This is a genomic window from Bradyrhizobium sp. USDA 3256 (assembly GCF_054058275.1).
Genome location: NZ_JBSSAE010000002.1, coordinates 4182207 through 4197026, shown reverse-complemented (window position 1 = coordinate 4197026; position 14820 = coordinate 4182207). Strand labels below are relative to the sequence as shown.

The window sequence follows — 14820 nt, the reverse complement described above, 5'->3', positions numbered from 1 at the left end:
AATTCCCCTGCGAATGTTTTAGTCCAGCGAAGCGACAAAGGCAATACGCGCCGACCGGTACCGCCATGGAATGCGTCACGGAGCCTGTCATCCGGCGGCGCTGCGCGTCGACCAAATGGCACGCGTTGACGGCGTTACCCCTTCGCGCTGTGCATCTGCGCGGAGAGACGGTTCATCGCGGTGGCGATGTCGCGCCACTGCGCAAGCCAGCTGCGCGGAAAGCGAAAGATCAGGTCGGCGCCGTCGATGCGCCGCTCACTCAGGCACATGCCGGGCGTCGAGGTATCGCGCGTGCAGCGCGCGGTCAGCTGCGGCGCGCTCGCGGTGAACAGGTCCTCGCCGCCATAGGGCGTGCCGTCGCGGAACGCGCGCGCCGTCAGGCCGTCATCAATGTTTGCGCGCTCGTCGAGATAGCGCGGATAGATCGTGCGCAGCCGCATGTCCGGCGCGAGTGAATCGTGATGCGCCGCGATCGACACGAAGATCCTGTCGATCGGCTGTACCTTGTCCTCGACCGTATCGGCGCTGTAGTGCTTCGGCGCGGCAGGCGCTTCCAGCGACGGATAGAGGAAGCTCAAATCGACGCGCTCCTGCGGACCGGAGTGGCGCTGGATCTTCATGCGCACGGCCATCGTCGGCACGTTGAACAGCGTGCCGCCGACGCTCACCGGCAGCCGCGACGGATCGCTCGGCGGGATGGTCGTGTAGGTCGGCCACAGCAGATAGGCGACAAGCGCGACCGCGCCGGCCGCGATCACCGCCGAGGCGATGATCGGAACGAGATGCGCGCGCGGATTGCGGCGGGTGTCGCGGGCGAGATGCTGGGCGGTCGAGAGAAGCGTCATGAGCGAGGCTGAGATCAGGTCGGGAGTGGCCGAATCATCTGCCGAATATGCCACGTGGCGGGGAATTTCCGTACGATTCCAATGGAATCCGGGACCGAATGGCCATGCGCAAACACCGCGTCTGACGTGTCCGGTTAACCTTTCCTTAAGGATGATGTGGCGGCAGGCTGCCAATTCTGCGAAGCAGGGCGGGTGGCCTGTTGCGTAGCGGAAGTTCCGATGTCGCCCGATACCTTGAATTCCCTGTTCTCGCTCTTGATCGGTTTCGCGCTCGCGGGCGCGCTGGCCAACGGTTACCAGGCGATGGCGGAGCGCCCGGCCGGTTTCGGCCTGCTGCAGGAGGGCGCGGCGCCGAAGACCTTCGCCGCGGTCCCGTTCCTCGTCTTCGCCGCACCGTTCATCATCATGCGCAACACGCTGCGCGGGGCACGCATCGAGCGCCGCCGCTTCGAATTCGTGATGATGGCAACCGTCATCTCCGGCTTCTGGAGCCTGATGTCGGGCACCTTCTTCGTGATGACGCTGCGCGCTGCGGGCGTGCTGGCCTGATCCGATCGTGATCCGCGGCCGATCACGGTCGCGCTTGCTTGAAACCATGTCGGTGGTCGTGCCAAGGTCTCCTGCGATCAGAGCTTCGGTTCTGATTGAATCAGAAACCGAAGCTCTGGATTTTCGTTTCGACGCGTTTTCTTCACGCGAACCGGTGTCCACTTCGCTCGAAAACGCTCCAGGGAGACCTCAATGGCGATCTACGAACTCGACGGGCAGGCGCCCGATCTTCCCGCCGACGGCAGCTACTTCATCGCCGACAATGCCGTTGTGATCGGCAAGGTCCGCCTCAAGTCCGCCGCGAGCGTCTGGTTCGGCGCCGTGCTGCGCGGCGACAATGAGTGGATCGAGATCGGCGAGGGCTCCAACGTCCAGGACAATTCCACCCTGCACGTCGATCCCGGCTTTCCCCTCAGCATCGGCAACAACGTCACCATTGGCCACAATGCGATCGTGCACGGCTGCACGCTGGAAGACGGCGTGCTGATCGGGATGGGATCGATCGTGATGAACGGTGCGCGGATCCGGCGCGGCAGCGTGGTCGGTGCCGGCTCCGTCATCACCGAGGGCAAGGAGTTTCCGGAAAATTCCCTGATCATCGGTGCACCGGCCCGCGTGGTACGTACGCTTGACGCTGCGCAGGCCGAGGCGTTGTCGCGGCCGGCGAAGTCCTACGCGATCAGGGGTCCGCAATACAAAGCGGGACTGAAGAAAATCGGCTGAGGCCTCAGCGCTTGCGGCCGCGCTTGCGCGCGGCGTTCGCTGCCGTAGTGCGAGGCTTCGCTGCGTCCTGCGGTCTCGTTGCTTCCTGAAGTCTTGCGCTCTTGCGCAGCGCATCCTTCAGGTCGATCGGAATGCCGTGCTTCTTGAGCAGGTCGGCGAAAGCCTCGTCCGCGAGCTCCTGCAAGGTCGCCATCCGGTCGCGCCCGAGCTGCTTCAGCTTGTCGAAAGTGTCGTCGTCAAACTCGATCAGCTTGCGCAAATTGCATTGCTCCCAAACTGTATTGCTCCAACGCCTGTCGGAACCGGCGTTTTGCGGACTCGTTGACGTCCGCAAAGGAGAATTGCCATGCGCAAACTATCTGTCACCACCGCGCTCGCGACAATCGCGATTGTGCTGGCGCCGGCGGTTACCGTCGCCCAAGGTACCGGGAGCGGCGCCGGGACCGGCAGCCCTTCGTCAGCCAGCCCGACATCGCCGCAAGCCACTTCACCGCCGGCCGGGACCAACAGCGCCGGGACCGCGCAATCCTCCGGCGGCCCCAACGCCGGCAGAGGCGTTACCACCGGATCGGCAACGACGACCGAGAGCGTCGACAAGGCCATCGCCGACGAGAACAAGGCGGTCGAGCGCCGTACGAAAGGTATCTGCCGCGGCTGTTAACTTCTGACGGCCGCGCTTCGATGAACGCGGGTCGCGCAGATGTGAGCGCGACATAGGCGCGCGGTGGAAGCCGCGGTCCTAGATTGGGTTAGCATGCGCGGGACGCGGCGGAGGAGGCTTGAAAACAAAGCCTTTGAAAAAAGGAGTAACGGGTGATGTTGCGTAAAACGATGATTGCCTTGCTGGCGACGGCCTCGGTCGGTCTGTTCACCGTCGATGCTGCGTCGGCACGCGGTGGCTTCGGTGGCGGCGGCTTTCATGGTGGTGGCGGCTTCCGCGGCGGTGGCGGATTTGGCGGCTTCCACGGCGGCGGCGCTGCATTCCGGGCGATGGGCGGAGGCGGTGGCTTCCGGTCGGCTGCGATCGGCGGCGGCGGTTGGGCCGGCCGCGGCTGGCACGGCGGAGGCTGGCGTGGTGGCGGCTGGAACGGTGGCTACTATCGGCGCGGCTGGGGCGGCTGGGGCTATCCGCTCGCGGCGGCAGCGGTCGGCTTCGGGCTGGGCTATGGCGCCTACGATTACTATGACGGCTACTACGGCAATCCGTACTACGCGGGCTACGGCTACGACGATGGCTACGGCTACGGTTACGGAGGCTGTTACGTCGTGCGCCGCGGCGTGATGACACCGTATGGCTGGCGCGTTCGGCCGGTGCAGGTTTGCAATTGAGCCATTCGCTCACGCATGGCCGGTCCATTCGGTCGCCATGCTGATGGTCTTGCAATGATCGGCGCTGCCGGCGTTTCGATGCCCGGCCGCCGCGCTGGGTCCCGCACTGGTATGCAGCTTGCACCGCCTTGCAGCAGTCTGTGCGTGAGCGCGCCGCGAAAACAAATGGCCCGGCTGCGATTGAAGCCGGGCCCAGAGGACATCAACGATGCTGACCATTCCTGACCTGACATTGCTGCTCATGGTGGTTGTTGCGAGCCTTGCCGTTGCGCTGATCTACATGCTGCGCGAGCTCGAGCCGAAGCTTGCGCGGCTGCGACTGCGAAGTGGTCGCGCCTTACGCGATCGCACCGAATAGCGCGGCAATTCCGTTCGCCGCAGCTTTGGCCGCGGTGGTGCTGCGCATCCAGAGTCGTCAGCAGAGCACGCCGTATTTCTTCAGCTGGTCTGCATCTTTCGCGCGGCGAGGGCCGCCTTCGGGATCTCGAGCCGGAGCTTTCCTGCTGGGCGGTCCCGAGCGGGATTCAAGGACCCCAAAAAACAAGGCCGTCGACGTAGTATACCGTCAACGACCTTGCCAGCCCCGGATATTGAAATCGGCTCACGCCATCCGGTCATTCGAAGATGACTCGGATTCGAAGGCCGATGTGTGAACCAGTTCACAAAGTCAGGATTAATTCACGGTAACGGGCACTCATGATCGGCCGCCGCCGGCCGCCCTCGAGCCCGAAAGTTCCCCATTAGATGATGATCTTGCTGGGGATTTGGCGCATTTTTATGACTGGTCACCTCGCCGGGCAGGGGCTTTTCCGGGAGGCGTCAACCGCGCGACCTGTGGCGCTTCCGGTTGGCGCTACGGGTGGCCTTCGAGCGCTTGCGCGGCGACGGCTCGGCCGCCGGCTCGTTGGCCTGCGCGCTCGCCAGCGACTGGCGCAAACCCTCGACCTGTTCGGTCAGCGCGGCGACCTGGTCGGAGAGCTTCTTCGCATCGGCCGCCTGCAAGGCGAACTGCTTGCGCATGGTCAGCAGCTGGTCCTGCACCTCCTGGAGCTGGTCGATGGATTCCTGCTGGGTCACCTCCATGCCCTTGGTCTTTTCCACCAGGGCCTCGGAGACCTGCGCGGTCCGCGCCTGCAACTGCCGCGCAGCCACCGTGCGGTCGGTCTCCGGCACGTTGCCGGTGTAGGCGCGCCACAGCGCGATCGAGCCGATCCCGAACAGCACGAGCACCAGCGCCACGGCGCCGATCGCGATCGGCTGCACGCCAATCAGGCTGCTGGCTTGTGAATTCCGGGGGGCAAGTTCGACCATGCGACCAACAACCGGACGTCAATTGAAAGGTTCGAAATAGCACAAACCCCGGCGCGGGCAAAACCGGGGGGTGTGTAGACCACTGCGGCAGCAGCGAAATTTGTATCATATGTTAGTCTTCGGCCGTGCTGCCCGGCCCGCGCGAGGCACGATCGGCTCTGGCCGACCCGAACTCAAGCTCCCCGAATTCAGCCTCTGGGCGCGATCAGGCCGACCCGCATGTCCTTTGCCAGATAGACGCAAGCGCCATCGGCGAGCACCCGGCCGTCGGCGATGCCCAGCACCAGCCGGCCGCGCCTGGCCTGGCGTATGTCGACCTCATAGCGCACCAGCCTGACATCCGGCGTGATGTGCCCCCTGAACTTGACCTCGCCGACCCCGAGCGCGCGGCCCTTGCCCGGCGAGCCCGACCAGCCAAGCCAGAAACCGATGATCTGCCACATGGCGTCGAGGCCGAGGCATCCGGGCATCACGGGGTCGGCGGCAAAGTGACAGGCGAAGAACCAGTGGTCCGGTGCAATCTCGAGTTCGCCGACGACGTGGCCCTTGCCGAACGCGCCGCCGTCCAGGCTGATCTCGGTGATGCGGTCCATCATCAGCATCGGCGGTGCCGGCAACTGCGCATTGCCCGGGCCGAAATAGCCGCCTTCGCTCGAGCGCAGCAGATCCTGCTTGCTGTAGGACGATTGCGGAGCGTGAAAATCGTGCGGATTGAACAGGATGGCCATCGATGTTTGGGTTCTGGCTGAAGCTTAGCTGCGGCTGCGCCGCGTGGCCCTTGGCCGCCCTGATGGGGGTTTGGCAGGCAGGCGCAGCGCGGCGGCCATGAAGGCCCAGATGTCGCCGGTCAGCCTCGCCGGATCAGGCCGTCTTTCGCTCATGAGCGCGCCGATCAGCGCCTGGCGGATGCCGCCGATCATCAGCGCGATGGTGAGGTGAGGGTCGATGCCGCCGGGCACGATCCCGTCGCGCTGGGCCGCCTCGAGCATGCGGGCGCCGGCTGCAAGCTGCCGGCCGGTGAAGGCGGTCTCGACATCGAGCACCTCGGGCGCGCGGCTGAGCGGTCCGATCACGAGGGGCGCAAACGGGTGATCGTAGTGAAAGGCGACATAGGCGCCGATCCGCGCCTTCTCCCGGTCGGCCCAGTCCGTGGCGGACAGCTTGGCACCGCCGAATGCCGCCGCATCGAGTTGTTCATAGAAGCCTTCGACCACGGCGGCGATCAAGCCGGCTTTCGATCCGAAGTGATGGTAGGCGAGCCCGACCGAGACCTGCGCCCGCCTTGCGACGGCCTGCATCTCGAGGTGCCCGTGGCCCTCGATGAGCTCGGCCTGCGCTGCCGAGAGCAATCGTTCCCGTGTCCCCAAGCTCGCCGCGTCCATCATGGGCCCATTTGCTGAATTGAATTCAATTCAATATGGTCGATGCTAGGATGTCAAGCCGCCGACGCGGATGGCAGAGCGAGCCGGTGAAGGGATGCGATGGCGTTTGCAATCAAGACCGAGATCCGAAATCCGCGGGCGAAGGTGTTCACCTTCACTGCACAGAAGACCATGTATGGCGGCAAGCACATCGCGGCCGACGATGTCGTGTTCGTGTTCGCGAGCGAGAACGAGGGCGGCAGCGGCCTGATCGCCCGCGCGATCGTCGCGTCGGCCGACGCGACACCGCGCAAGATCGGCGTCATCAGGCAGACGCCGCGCGTCAGCATCACGGTCAGACGCACCGCATCCGCGGCGCGGCTGTTCGGGCGCGACCAACTCAAGCGCTTCAAGGATTGGGGCGATGGCCGGCCCGAGACTGAGCTGAATTTCAAATTCTATCGCCAGGCCACCAACAAGATCGTCGGCATCTCAGACGAGACCGCGGCGTTTCTCGAGCGGTTCTTCTAGGCGTCGATCGACGCCGCTCAAAAAGGGTGCGGCCAGCCTTTGGGGGAAGGCTGGCCGCGCGCGAACCGGTCTGGGACGGGGAGGGGTGGGGATGTGACCGGGTCGCGAACTCGAAATTTCCTGTTCTGCTCAGCGCGAGCTTGCCGTTGCAACGGCCGGGCGGTTGTCACCGAGCGAGACCCACACATTGGGATCGCCCTGCGACTGCCGCTTGACGAAGCGGTAGCCAGTGTCGGTCCAGGCGACGATGCTCTCGTTCTGGTTATCGAGCACGAACTCGCCCTTGTCGGTCTTCACCGTCAGCACCGCGTGGCCTTCGCCCTTCTTGTCGCGGACCACCGTGATCAACAGCGCCTCGCGGGGCCAGCCGGCGTCCATCAGCATCTTGCGCTTCAGGAGCACGTAGTCCTCGCAGTCGCCGTAACCGTCTGATGGCAACGACCATTTCTCGATCACGCCCCAATGATCCATGTCGGTCATCGGCTTGATGGATTCGTTGACCCACTTGTTGACACGTACGAGGTCCCGCCAAGCGGTCTGCGACAACACGATGTCGCGTGGTTGCGTCGCGCCGCCGCGGCATTCGCCCGGATTGTCGGCACAGAATTCGACCCAGCCGATCGGCGAACGCGCAACGTCACCCAGGCTGGCGTAGACCACGTCGCCGGCCTTGGCCGACACGCACGTCGCAAACAGAATGGCGGCAACCGCCAAACCTTTCCCCTGTCCCCTGAACCCAAACATCGTGGCCCCCGTTCTTCTTGTTGGGACCACGTTTCGCACAAAGCTTTTGCGCCGCCGCTAAGTACGCAAAGTAGATTTGACGCGAATACTGGTAAAACCTGCGGCGAATTCGAACTGTACTTGAATCGAATTCGCGTAAAATTTGAAACAACTGCAATTGATTCAAATTTTATGCATTAACGCGGCGAGCGCTGCGCCAGCGCGGTTTGTTGCGTCAAACGCTGTGGCCGTTAACCGCCGATTTTCACCGGGCCAAACGCGCCGAAGGCGGCCACCGGTGCACCGGTGACCGCCTTCGCGGGCCAAAACGGGGGTCTTGAGCGCTTTTTCGCTTTACCTCGCGGTAACGCTCTCTTCGAGCGTTTCCGCCGATTGCTCGTGAACGAACTCGAGCGCGAAGCCTTCCTCGAGATTTCGCACCACGCGGGCCTGTACCCGCCCGAGCATCACGAGCGATTTCAGCGGCGGGCGGTTCTCGGCGGCAATCGCAGCACCGGACAAGGAAAGGTCGATGATGCGGCAGGTCATCCGCGTGCCGTCTTCCTGGGTCAGCAGGGCGATCGGGTTGCGCGGCACGATACGGTCGTGGCGGCGATCCTCGGGCAGATTGAGGATGTCGCGGTTGGCGAGCCAGGTCAGCTGCGCGGCGAGCTTGTCGCGCTTGCGCGCGGTGGCGCCGATCGTCATCGCAAAGCCGTTGTCGATGATGCGGGTGATGCGCCCCTCGACCCGGCCGATATGGTCGAGATAGGCGATCACGCGGTCGCCGACATTGCCGATGCCCGGCGCCAGCAAAGCGAGGCCGCCCGGCGACATGTTGATAATCTGGCAGGGAAACTCGCGCCGGTCGGGCAGCATGTAGCGGCCGAGCAGGTGCACCTTGACGCGCTGGAAGCGCCGCCGCTCCTCGGCTACGGGGACGACGGTAGTTTTCTTCTGTGCAAACGACATCACGACAAACCCGGCCACCGTCCATTCGGAGCCCCGACGACCCTAAGGCTGATAGGGTTAACGGGGCGTTACGGTTGAGGCGGGGAACCCGCACACGGTGCAAGAGAAGCGTGAGTGGATCCCGCATGGCCCCGAAGGGGGCAGGGCCGCGCATCAGGTTCGCCGAACCACCGCGACATGACCTGAGCGGCTTCATCGAGATGGGGGGCGGTGTCGGCGGCCCATGCCACGAAGCCGTCGGGGCGTACAAGCACGGCATTGAGGCCCAGCCGATCCCGCGCGTCGCTTGCGACATAGCCGATCCGGCCACGCCAGCGATCGGCAAGTGCTTGCAGAGGAGAGTGCGGATCGAGGTCCAGCAGCAGGCCGCGCCCGTTCCTGAGCAGTTCGCCGAGCTTCGTGCCGCAGGCGAGCTCGAAGTCGGGGGCGCTGCGTCCCGCCAGCGGATGGTTGCCGCCAAGATCGTAGCGCAGCGAAGCGCCCCACACGCGCTCGGCAAAGTAGGTCGTGCCGTCTGATGTCGCGATCAGGTCGCGGATGATGGTCTCGAGCGCGCGCGAACTTCGGCTTGGCCGCATCAGCGCGACCTGGGCGCGCGACCAGTCCAGCACCTGCGCGCCCACCGGATGCCGCTCACGCGAATAGCTGTCGAGCAGATCCGCTGGGGCGTCGCCGCGGATCGTAGCCGCGAGCTTCCAGCCGAGGTTCATCGCATCGCCCAGCCCGAGATTGAGCCCCTGGCCGCCGAGCGGAGAATGAATATGCGCGGCATCGCCCGCGAGCAGCACGCGCCCCTTGCGGTAATCCGTCGCCTGACAGGCGCGATCCGTCCAGGTGGTGGCAAGCCGGAGCGCCGTCAACGTGATGTCCGTGCCGGAGACGCGGCGCAGCACCGCCTGCACATGCTCGCGCGTGATCGGCCGGGTTCGGTGGAAGGCGCCGCCGTCGAACTCCACCATCGCGATCGTGCCGGGCCGTGCGTAGGTATACATGCCCGTCGGCGTGTAGTGACGGCCCGCGCGGAGCTTGTCCGGATCGGCGATCTCGACCTCGACCGAATAGCCGGTGAACTCGGGATCGGTGCCGACGAATTCAAAGCCGCCGGCCTTGCGCACCATGCTGCGGCCGCCGTCACAGCCGACCAGCCAGCGTCCGTGGAAAGTCACGTCCCCGGTGCGAACGGTGACGCCGTCGTCCGACTGATCGAACGCATCGACACTCAGGCCGCGCCTGATCTCAACCCCCAGCGCGGTTGCGCGCGCGGCGAGAGCGGATTCGAGCGCCGCCATCTCGACCGCCATGCTGGTGCCTGCCGGGCTCGGCAGGCGAAACGGCCATTTCGACGTGTCGATATCATCGTGATAAAACTGGATGCCGGCAAAATGCCCGTCCGGGCGGCGCGGCTGTTGCATCCAATGCGTGCCATTCGATGCGCTGCTGCCCGAGCCATCTCTCGTGTGCTGTCGTGCCGCGATGTCATCCAGCATCCCGCGACGATAGAACGCCTCGATGCTTGGCGCCGAAAGGCCGCGCATCCCGAAGGGCAGCCGCTTCAGCGGCGAATGCGGATCGGCGGCCTGCTCCAGCACCAGCACCGAGCACCCTGCGAGCCGCAGCTCGCAGGCGAGCATCAAGCCGACGGGGCCGGCGCCGGCAATCAAGACATCATGGGGGATGGGGTGGTGGTTGTGCATGAACCGCTCCTTTGTCGGTGTTCGACCGGAGCGGTTCGTCGGGTCGAGAACCACACGGACGAACACAATGGGCGCCTGGGTAGCGTCCGGTGTTCGTCGTGGGGATCTCATGCACGAGGCGCGAGACCAGAGCTTTCGTTCGAAAGGACTTCGATCCGAAAGGACCTTCGTTTTCGAAAGGACTTGGGCTTACCAAACCAAGTCTGCCTTTTCCGACGCGGCGTATATAGCTGCGTGGTGTTCGATCCGCAACGGAAGATGCGCGGCTGCGGATTACTGGAACAATGCGCGGCCGCGATGTCGCGGCGCGACCGCGCCGGCGTTGCCCGGTTCGTCGACGCGGCGCGAGCCCGGGCGTGGCGCAAGATTATCCGGCGTCTTGATGTTGCTCGCGAGCCCTGCAGCTTCGAATGCTTTGATCAACCACCAGCCGAGGTCGATCTGACCCGGCAGCAGCCCGAGCTTCGCGGAGCCAGGATAGGCGTGGTGATTGTTGTGCAAGCTTTCGCCCATGCTGATCAGGCCCGCGATGCCGACATTGTAGCCCTGGGCCGCGACGCCTTCGATGATCCAGGTCTGTCCGCCCTTGCGATGCGAGTAATGACCGATCAGATGCCCCAGACCGGCCAGCTCCACGGTGGCGGCGCCCGGCGGATCCGGGGCGCGCGGAAGCGATGCGGTGAGGTTATTTGGCCTCGGCGTCCATTTCCGGTTCGACAGCCGTTTCCGGTTCGACAGCCGCCGCTGGTGGTTTAACAGCCACGGTTTTCAGCACCTTTCGCTTCGCGGCGCGGACCTCAATCTGGAGCGGCGGCTGATAGGACCCGCTCGGCGGCACGAAGACGAAGGCATGGTGTCCATCGCCCTTGTTGAGCTTGAGAAGATCGTTGCGGAACTCATCGGCGACGACTTCGCCAACGAGGTTGCCGTTGAAGTAGATATCGATCGCGACCCTTTTGTCGGGGTGTTGGTTGTACAGGGCCCAGCCGGCAATCCTTTTCTCGTTGACGACGTCGACATGACCGGTGATCTCGCCATACAGGCTCTCGATGCCCGCCTCGATCACCTCGAGGTCGCTCCTGTAGATCGATCTCGTCACATCGAAGCTGAAATTCGCCGTATCGACGCATTGGTCGAGCAAGCCCTGTCGATGCTCCTTCATTCGTTGCAGCGTGTCCAGTTCGCCCAACTTGACGTACATGCCGACGATGCCTTCGATACCAGGATTCATGGTGTCGTTCCCCGCAATGCTACCAGCCAATTCGCCTTCGGCTGCCCTCACAATCGATGCCTCCTTGCGGAAAATACTCCGCCAGGACTCGAAGCGCCTCGTTCCGCCAAGGTCTGTCATGAAGACCTTCATGACAGGCCTTCATGACATCCCAATCGTCCTGACCTAAAGTCGGCTCGGCCGAACCCGGCCCAACGACAAGGAAAGGGAGAGCGAACCGATGGAGCAGATCCGCGTCTGCACGCATGATGGACCTGGAGCCAAGCCGGTAATCCGGACAGTGCCATGGCCGGAAATCGGCAAAAAGGCGGCCTTGATCAAGGTGGGTGCCTGTGGCGTTTGCGGAACCGATCTGCACATCCTGAAGGGGCATTGGCCGAAGCCGTTGCCGTGGCCGTTCACGCTCGGCCACGAGCTCGGTGGCGTGATCGTCGAATGCGGCGCGGAGTTCACCGATGATTTCATGAGCAAGCCGCTGCAGGTAGGATCGAAGGTGATGATCCCGCCCTTGATGCCGTGCGGCCGCTGCTACTACTGCATCCATTATCCCGAGAGCGGCAACAAGTGTCTGACGCCGGTCTATTACGGCCGCTATCTCGGTTTCGACAAGGCGCCGCACATGTGGGGAGGCTGGGCCGAATATGTCTATGTCGATCTCGACATGCTGCCCGGCACCAAGATCTACAAATTGCCTGACGACATGTCGCTGCGGCTCGGCGCGCTCTCCGAGCCTCTGACCTCCTGCATCCGCGCCTTCAACCGCGCCACCCGCGCCGGCGGTTTCAGCTGGGGCGACACGGTGGTGATCCAGGGCTCGGGGCCGATCGGTATCCTCGCGGTCGCCGCCGCGCAGGAAATGGGCGCGGGGCGCGTGATCTGCGTCGGCGCGCCGGAGACACCGCGCCTTGCGCTGGCGCGCAAGTTCGGCGCCGAGGCGACGGTCGATATCGAGCAGCTCAAGACGCCGGAGCAGCGCATCAAGGCGGTGCGTGACATCGTCGGCGGTTTCGGCGCCGACCTCGTCATGGACTGCTCGGGCCATCCGACCGCCGGCCCCGAGGGCATCGAGATGCTGCGCGACGGCGGCACCTATGTCGAGATGGGGCAGTTCACCGACGCCGGCTCGATCAACACCTCGTGGCACCGCATCTGCACCAAGGATCTCAACGTGCTCGGCTCCTGGGGCTTTACCGGCAACGACCTGCCGCTCGGCGTCGACATGCTCTACCGCACGCGCAACAAATATCCCTGGCTCGACATGCAGACGATCTATCCGTTCACCGAAGACGGCGTCGCCCGCGCGGTTGCCGACGCAATGGCGATGAAGACGGTGAAGTCGACCATCGTGCCGTGGCCGGAATTGGTCGGGTGAAGCAGATCGCGGATGCTGCAAATCCTGTTGCAGTGCTCCCAAGGATTGTGGCTAGAGCGTTTTCGAGCCGAAGTGGATGCCGGTTCGCGTGAAGAAAACGCGTCAAAACAAGAATCCAGAGCCCCGTTCCGATTCCATCGGAACGGAAAAAGGCTTCAGGGTGCGGCCGATTGGGCCCTGATATCGCTCGCCGGGACGACGGCCCGGCGCTAACATCGGATCATGCATTCGAACCGTGTGCCGCCGAGCGCGACGTTTGCGTGGGGAAACGTGTCCGAGGACTTCGCGCTGTTCAGAACCCTCAGCGCGGAGCAGCGGCTGATCGCCTTTGGCGCAATGACCCGGCGCGACCTCGTGCGCGGCGAACTGCTGGTCGAGCAGGGCGGCGCCTCCGACGCGCTGTTCCTGGTGCTGCATGGCGCGCTCGCGGTGTACCGGACCAGTCATCCCGAACCGATCGCGGAACTTCGCGCCGGCGAACTGGTCGGCGAGATCGGGTTCTTTGCCAATATCCCGCGCACGGCCAATGTGATTGCGATCCGCGATACCAGCGTGCTGGTGTTGACGCGCGCCGCCTATACGACGCTGGCGCGGGAAACGCCCGAGATCGTCGAGGCGCTGCTGGCTGCGCTTGCACGGCGGTTTGCCACCGAGACCGCGCGCCTGTTGCCGCTCCGGGCGTCGCCGAAGGCGCGCACCGTCGCGCTGATCCCAGGCGGACGGGAACCGGTGCCTGCCGCCTTTGAGCACAGGTTGCGCGAAGGCCTTGCCGCTGCGGGTGCCGAGATCGTCGACCTCGCGCGGGTTCAGGCGATGTTTCCCGGCCGCGCGCTCGACGCATCCGAGGTCGCCGACTGGCTCAACAGGATCGAGTACGACGCGCCGCTGGTGGCCTATTTCGGTGGTCCTGACGCATCGGAGTGGGCGCGGAAAACCATCCGCCAGGCCGATCTTGTCGTGTTCGCCTGCCGTGGCCATGCGCCCACGCCCGATCTGACGGAGATCGAACGCTTCGCCTGCGCCGTGCATCCGGCGTCGACGCGGCGCCTCGTCCGGGTTCATGACGTCAGGCGCCACGAGGTCAGCGGCACCGCGTCGTGGCTGGCGCGGCTGCCCTGCTTCATGCATCATCACGTCGCGCTCGAGGACCAGCTCGACATCGACAGCCTGGTTCGCTTCCTGTGCGGTCGCGCGGTCGGATTTGTCGCCGGCGGCGGCGGCAGCCTCGGCACCGCGCATGTCGGCGTCTACAAGGCGTTTCGTGAGCGCGGCGCGATGTTCGACATCTTTGTCGGCACCAGCGTCGGCTCGGCGATGGCGGCGGGCTTTGCCAAGAACTACGACGCCGAGCATCTCGAGCGCGGCACGCATGAGATCTTCGTCTCCAGCCGTAGCTTCCGCCGCCCGACCTGGCCGCGCTACGCCTTGCTGGACCACAAGGCGTTCGATGCCGCGCTCGCCGATCAGTACGGCCACAATTGCCGGATCGAGGACTGCTGGCGGCCGTTCGCGGCGGTCGCGACCAATCTATCGACGCACAGTCTCGAATTGATCCGCACCGGTCTGCTGTGGCAGGCGGTGCGGGCGTCGAGCGCCATCCCCGGTCTGCTGCCGCCGTTCTATACGAGGGACGGCTCGATGCTGGTCGACGGATGCCTCGTCGACAACGTTCCGCTGGCGCAGATGCACCAGATGAAGAGCGGACCGAATCTCGTGGTCCATTTCGGCGACCCGGCAACCGAGATGTTCGACGTCGACTATGCCGCGCTGCCGGGGCGGCTTGAGCTGCTTGCATCGCTGCTGACGCCGTTCCGCAAGAAATTGCTTCCGGCCGCGCCGAGCGCCGTCAACGTGCTGTGGCGAAGCCTCGTCGCGCATCAGCGCTATGATACGCTGCCGACCACGCCGCTCGACATGGTGATGCGTCCGCCGACGCCCGACGGCATCGACGTCACCGATTTCGACCGCCATCAGGAAATCTTCGAATCCTCGTACCGCTGGGCTCGCGAGACCATTGCTGCCTCGGAGGCGGCGCATAATCCCGCCATTGCGGCCATCGTCGCGTCGGCCAACGGAGCGGACAAGGGATCGGACATGGTCGCTGACAAGGGCGCGGATCGCGCGACAGCGACCGCGCCGGTTTCTTAGCAGGCCCGCGTCGGTTGAGCGGCTTGCAGGC

Annotated in this window: 18 protein-coding genes; 8 read left to right on the top strand and 10 right to left on the bottom strand. The window is 64.6% G+C overall.

Translation table 11 applies throughout. The features are described 5' to 3' along the window. Positions 1–134: 134 nt before the first annotated feature. Positions 135–845: a hypothetical protein gene (locus ACVWY5_RS21625; RefSeq protein WP_028336116.1), complete on the bottom strand. Its 711-nt coding sequence runs from the start codon at positions 843–845 to the stop codon at positions 135–137. A gap of 219 nt (positions 846–1064) precedes the next feature. Between ACVWY5_RS21625 and ACVWY5_RS21620 the strand changes: the two genes are divergently transcribed. Then, positions 1065–1394, top strand: coding sequence for a DUF6949 family protein (locus tag ACVWY5_RS21620; RefSeq protein ID WP_028336117.1), 330 nt, complete (start codon positions 1065–1067; stop codon positions 1392–1394). Between the two features lie 192 nt (positions 1395–1586). After that, the gene (locus tag ACVWY5_RS21615) at positions 1587–2117 is read left to right on the top strand and encodes a gamma carbonic anhydrase family protein (protein ID WP_028336118.1); all 531 of its coding nucleotides are present in this window, start codon (positions 1587–1589) and stop codon (positions 2115–2117) included. A 4-nt stretch (positions 2118–2121) separates the two neighbouring features. Here the strand turns inward: ACVWY5_RS21615 and ACVWY5_RS21610 are convergent, their stop codons facing one another. Further along, complete coding sequence (locus ACVWY5_RS21610; protein ID WP_018272329.1) at positions 2122–2376, bottom strand: hypothetical protein; 255 nt, start codon at positions 2374–2376, stop codon at positions 2122–2124. An 87-nt stretch (positions 2377–2463) separates the two neighbouring features. Between ACVWY5_RS21610 and ACVWY5_RS21605 the strand changes: the two genes are divergently transcribed. From ACVWY5_RS21605 to ACVWY5_RS21595, 3 genes are all read left to right on the top strand, one after another. Then, complete coding sequence (locus ACVWY5_RS21605; RefSeq protein WP_028336119.1) at positions 2464–2778, top strand: hypothetical protein; 315 nt, start codon at positions 2464–2466, stop codon at positions 2776–2778. Positions 2779–2933: 155 nt separating this feature from the next. Beyond that, positions 2934–3446 carry a hypothetical protein gene (locus ACVWY5_RS21600; RefSeq protein WP_028336120.1) on the top strand — a complete coding sequence of 171 codons (513 nt, stop codon included), beginning with the start codon at positions 2934–2936 and terminating at the stop codon, positions 3444–3446. A 208-nt stretch (positions 3447–3654) separates the two neighbouring features. Beyond that, positions 3655–3804: a hypothetical protein gene (locus tag ACVWY5_RS21595; protein ID WP_321176993.1), complete on the top strand. Its 150-nt coding sequence runs from the start codon at positions 3655–3657 to the stop codon at positions 3802–3804. 461 nt (positions 3805–4265) lie between these two features. Here ACVWY5_RS21595 and ACVWY5_RS21590 read toward each other — a convergent pair whose 3' ends face one another. The 3 genes from ACVWY5_RS21590 to ACVWY5_RS21580 form a co-directional block, all read right to left on the bottom strand. Then, positions 4266–4757: a hypothetical protein gene (locus tag ACVWY5_RS21590; RefSeq protein ID WP_028336121.1), complete on the bottom strand. Its 492-nt coding sequence runs from the start codon at positions 4755–4757 to the stop codon at positions 4266–4268. Positions 4758–4945: 188 nt separating this feature from the next. After that, complete coding sequence (gene fabA, locus ACVWY5_RS21585) at positions 4946–5476, bottom strand: bifunctional 3-hydroxydecanoyl-ACP dehydratase/trans-2-decenoyl-ACP isomerase (RefSeq protein ID WP_028336122.1); 531 nt, start codon at positions 5474–5476, stop codon at positions 4946–4948. Between the two features lie 33 nt (positions 5477–5509). Next, positions 5510–6142 (bottom strand): TetR/AcrR family transcriptional regulator, encoded by a 633-nt coding sequence (locus ACVWY5_RS21580; RefSeq protein WP_080667168.1) that lies wholly within the window; start codon positions 6140–6142, stop codon positions 5510–5512. Positions 6143–6238: 96 nt separating this feature from the next. On the opposite strand from ACVWY5_RS21580, the gene ACVWY5_RS21575 reads away from it, so the two are divergent. Next, positions 6239–6649: a hypothetical protein gene (locus ACVWY5_RS21575; RefSeq protein ID WP_028336123.1), complete on the top strand. Its 411-nt coding sequence runs from the start codon at positions 6239–6241 to the stop codon at positions 6647–6649. Between the two features lie 129 nt (positions 6650–6778). Here the strand turns inward: ACVWY5_RS21575 and ACVWY5_RS21570 are convergent, their stop codons facing one another. From ACVWY5_RS21570 to ACVWY5_RS21550, 5 genes are all read right to left on the bottom strand, one after another. After that, the gene (locus ACVWY5_RS21570) at positions 6779–7393 is read right to left on the bottom strand and encodes a transglutaminase-like cysteine peptidase (RefSeq protein WP_026192955.1); all 615 of its coding nucleotides are present in this window, start codon (positions 7391–7393) and stop codon (positions 6779–6781) included. 333 nt (positions 7394–7726) lie between these two features. Then, positions 7727–8344 carry a PilZ domain-containing protein gene (locus ACVWY5_RS21565; RefSeq protein WP_028336124.1) on the bottom strand — a complete coding sequence of 206 codons (618 nt, stop codon included), beginning with the start codon at positions 8342–8344 and terminating at the stop codon, positions 7727–7729. A gap of 68 nt (positions 8345–8412) precedes the next feature. Beyond that, a complete protein-coding gene (locus ACVWY5_RS21560) occupies positions 8413–10038 on the bottom strand; it encodes an FAD-dependent monooxygenase (RefSeq protein ID WP_080667169.1) in 1626 nt (541 codons plus the stop codon). Positions 10039–10311: 273 nt separating this feature from the next. Next, complete coding sequence (locus ACVWY5_RS21555; RefSeq protein WP_028336126.1) at positions 10312–10674, bottom strand: hypothetical protein; 363 nt, start codon at positions 10672–10674, stop codon at positions 10312–10314. A 49-nt stretch (positions 10675–10723) separates the two neighbouring features. Then, a complete protein-coding gene (locus tag ACVWY5_RS21550) occupies positions 10724–11401 on the bottom strand; it encodes a hypothetical protein (protein WP_028352295.1) in 678 nt (225 codons plus the stop codon). 88 nt (positions 11402–11489) lie between these two features. Between ACVWY5_RS21550 and ACVWY5_RS21545 the strand changes: the two genes are divergently transcribed. Further along, positions 11490–12641 (top strand): zinc-binding dehydrogenase, encoded by a 1152-nt coding sequence (locus ACVWY5_RS21545; RefSeq protein ID WP_028336128.1) that lies wholly within the window; start codon positions 11490–11492, stop codon positions 12639–12641. 222 nt (positions 12642–12863) lie between these two features. Continuing rightward, positions 12864–14789: a cyclic nucleotide-binding and patatin-like phospholipase domain-containing protein gene (locus tag ACVWY5_RS21540; RefSeq protein ID WP_038377740.1), complete on the top strand. Its 1926-nt coding sequence runs from the start codon at positions 12864–12866 to the stop codon at positions 14787–14789. Positions 14790–14820 lie beyond the last annotated feature (31 nt).

Bases quoted from the DNA above. Each gene is read 5' to 3' on its own strand.
- ACVWY5_RS21570 (WP_026192955.1), bottom strand. From the start codon at position 7,393: ATGTTTGGGTTCAGGGGACAGGGGAAAGGTTTGGCGGTTGCCGCCATT.
- ACVWY5_RS21590 (WP_028336121.1), bottom strand. From the start codon at position 4,757: ATGGTCGAACTTGCCCCCCGGAATTCACAAGCCAGCAGCCTGATTGGC.
- ACVWY5_RS21620 (WP_028336117.1), top strand. From the start codon at position 1,065: ATGTCGCCCGATACCTTGAATTCCCTGTTCTCGCTCTTGATCGGTTTC.
- ACVWY5_RS21600 (WP_028336120.1), top strand. From the start codon at position 2,934: ATGTTGCGTAAAACGATGATTGCCTTGCTGGCGACGGCCTCGGTCGGT.
- ACVWY5_RS21580 (WP_080667168.1), bottom strand. From the start codon at position 6,142: ATGATGGACGCGGCGAGCTTGGGGACACGGGAACGATTGCTCTCGGCA.
- ACVWY5_RS21575 (WP_028336123.1), top strand. From the start codon at position 6,239: ATGGCGTTTGCAATCAAGACCGAGATCCGAAATCCGCGGGCGAAGGTG.
- ACVWY5_RS21540 (WP_038377740.1), top strand. From the start codon at position 12,864: ATGCATTCGAACCGTGTGCCGCCGAGCGCGACGTTTGCGTGGGGAAAC.
- ACVWY5_RS21550 (WP_028352295.1), bottom strand. From the start codon at position 11,401: ATGAAGGTCTTCATGACAGACCTTGGCGGAACGAGGCGCTTCGAGTCC.
- ACVWY5_RS21595 (WP_321176993.1), top strand. From the start codon at position 3,655: ATGCTGACCATTCCTGACCTGACATTGCTGCTCATGGTGGTTGTTGCG.
- ACVWY5_RS21615 (WP_028336118.1), top strand. From the start codon at position 1,587: ATGGCGATCTACGAACTCGACGGGCAGGCGCCCGATCTTCCCGCCGAC.
- ACVWY5_RS21625 (WP_028336116.1), bottom strand. From the start codon at position 845: ATGACGCTTCTCTCGACCGCCCAGCATCTCGCCCGCGACACCCGCCGC.
- ACVWY5_RS21545 (WP_028336128.1), top strand. From the start codon at position 11,490: ATGGAGCAGATCCGCGTCTGCACGCATGATGGACCTGGAGCCAAGCCG.
- ACVWY5_RS21565 (WP_028336124.1), bottom strand. From the start codon at position 8,344: ATGTCGTTTGCACAGAAGAAAACTACCGTCGTCCCCGTAGCCGAGGAG.
- ACVWY5_RS21605 (WP_028336119.1), top strand. From the start codon at position 2,464: ATGCGCAAACTATCTGTCACCACCGCGCTCGCGACAATCGCGATTGTG.
- ACVWY5_RS21560 (WP_080667169.1), bottom strand. From the start codon at position 10,038: ATGCACAACCACCACCCCATCCCCCATGATGTCTTGATTGCCGGCGCC.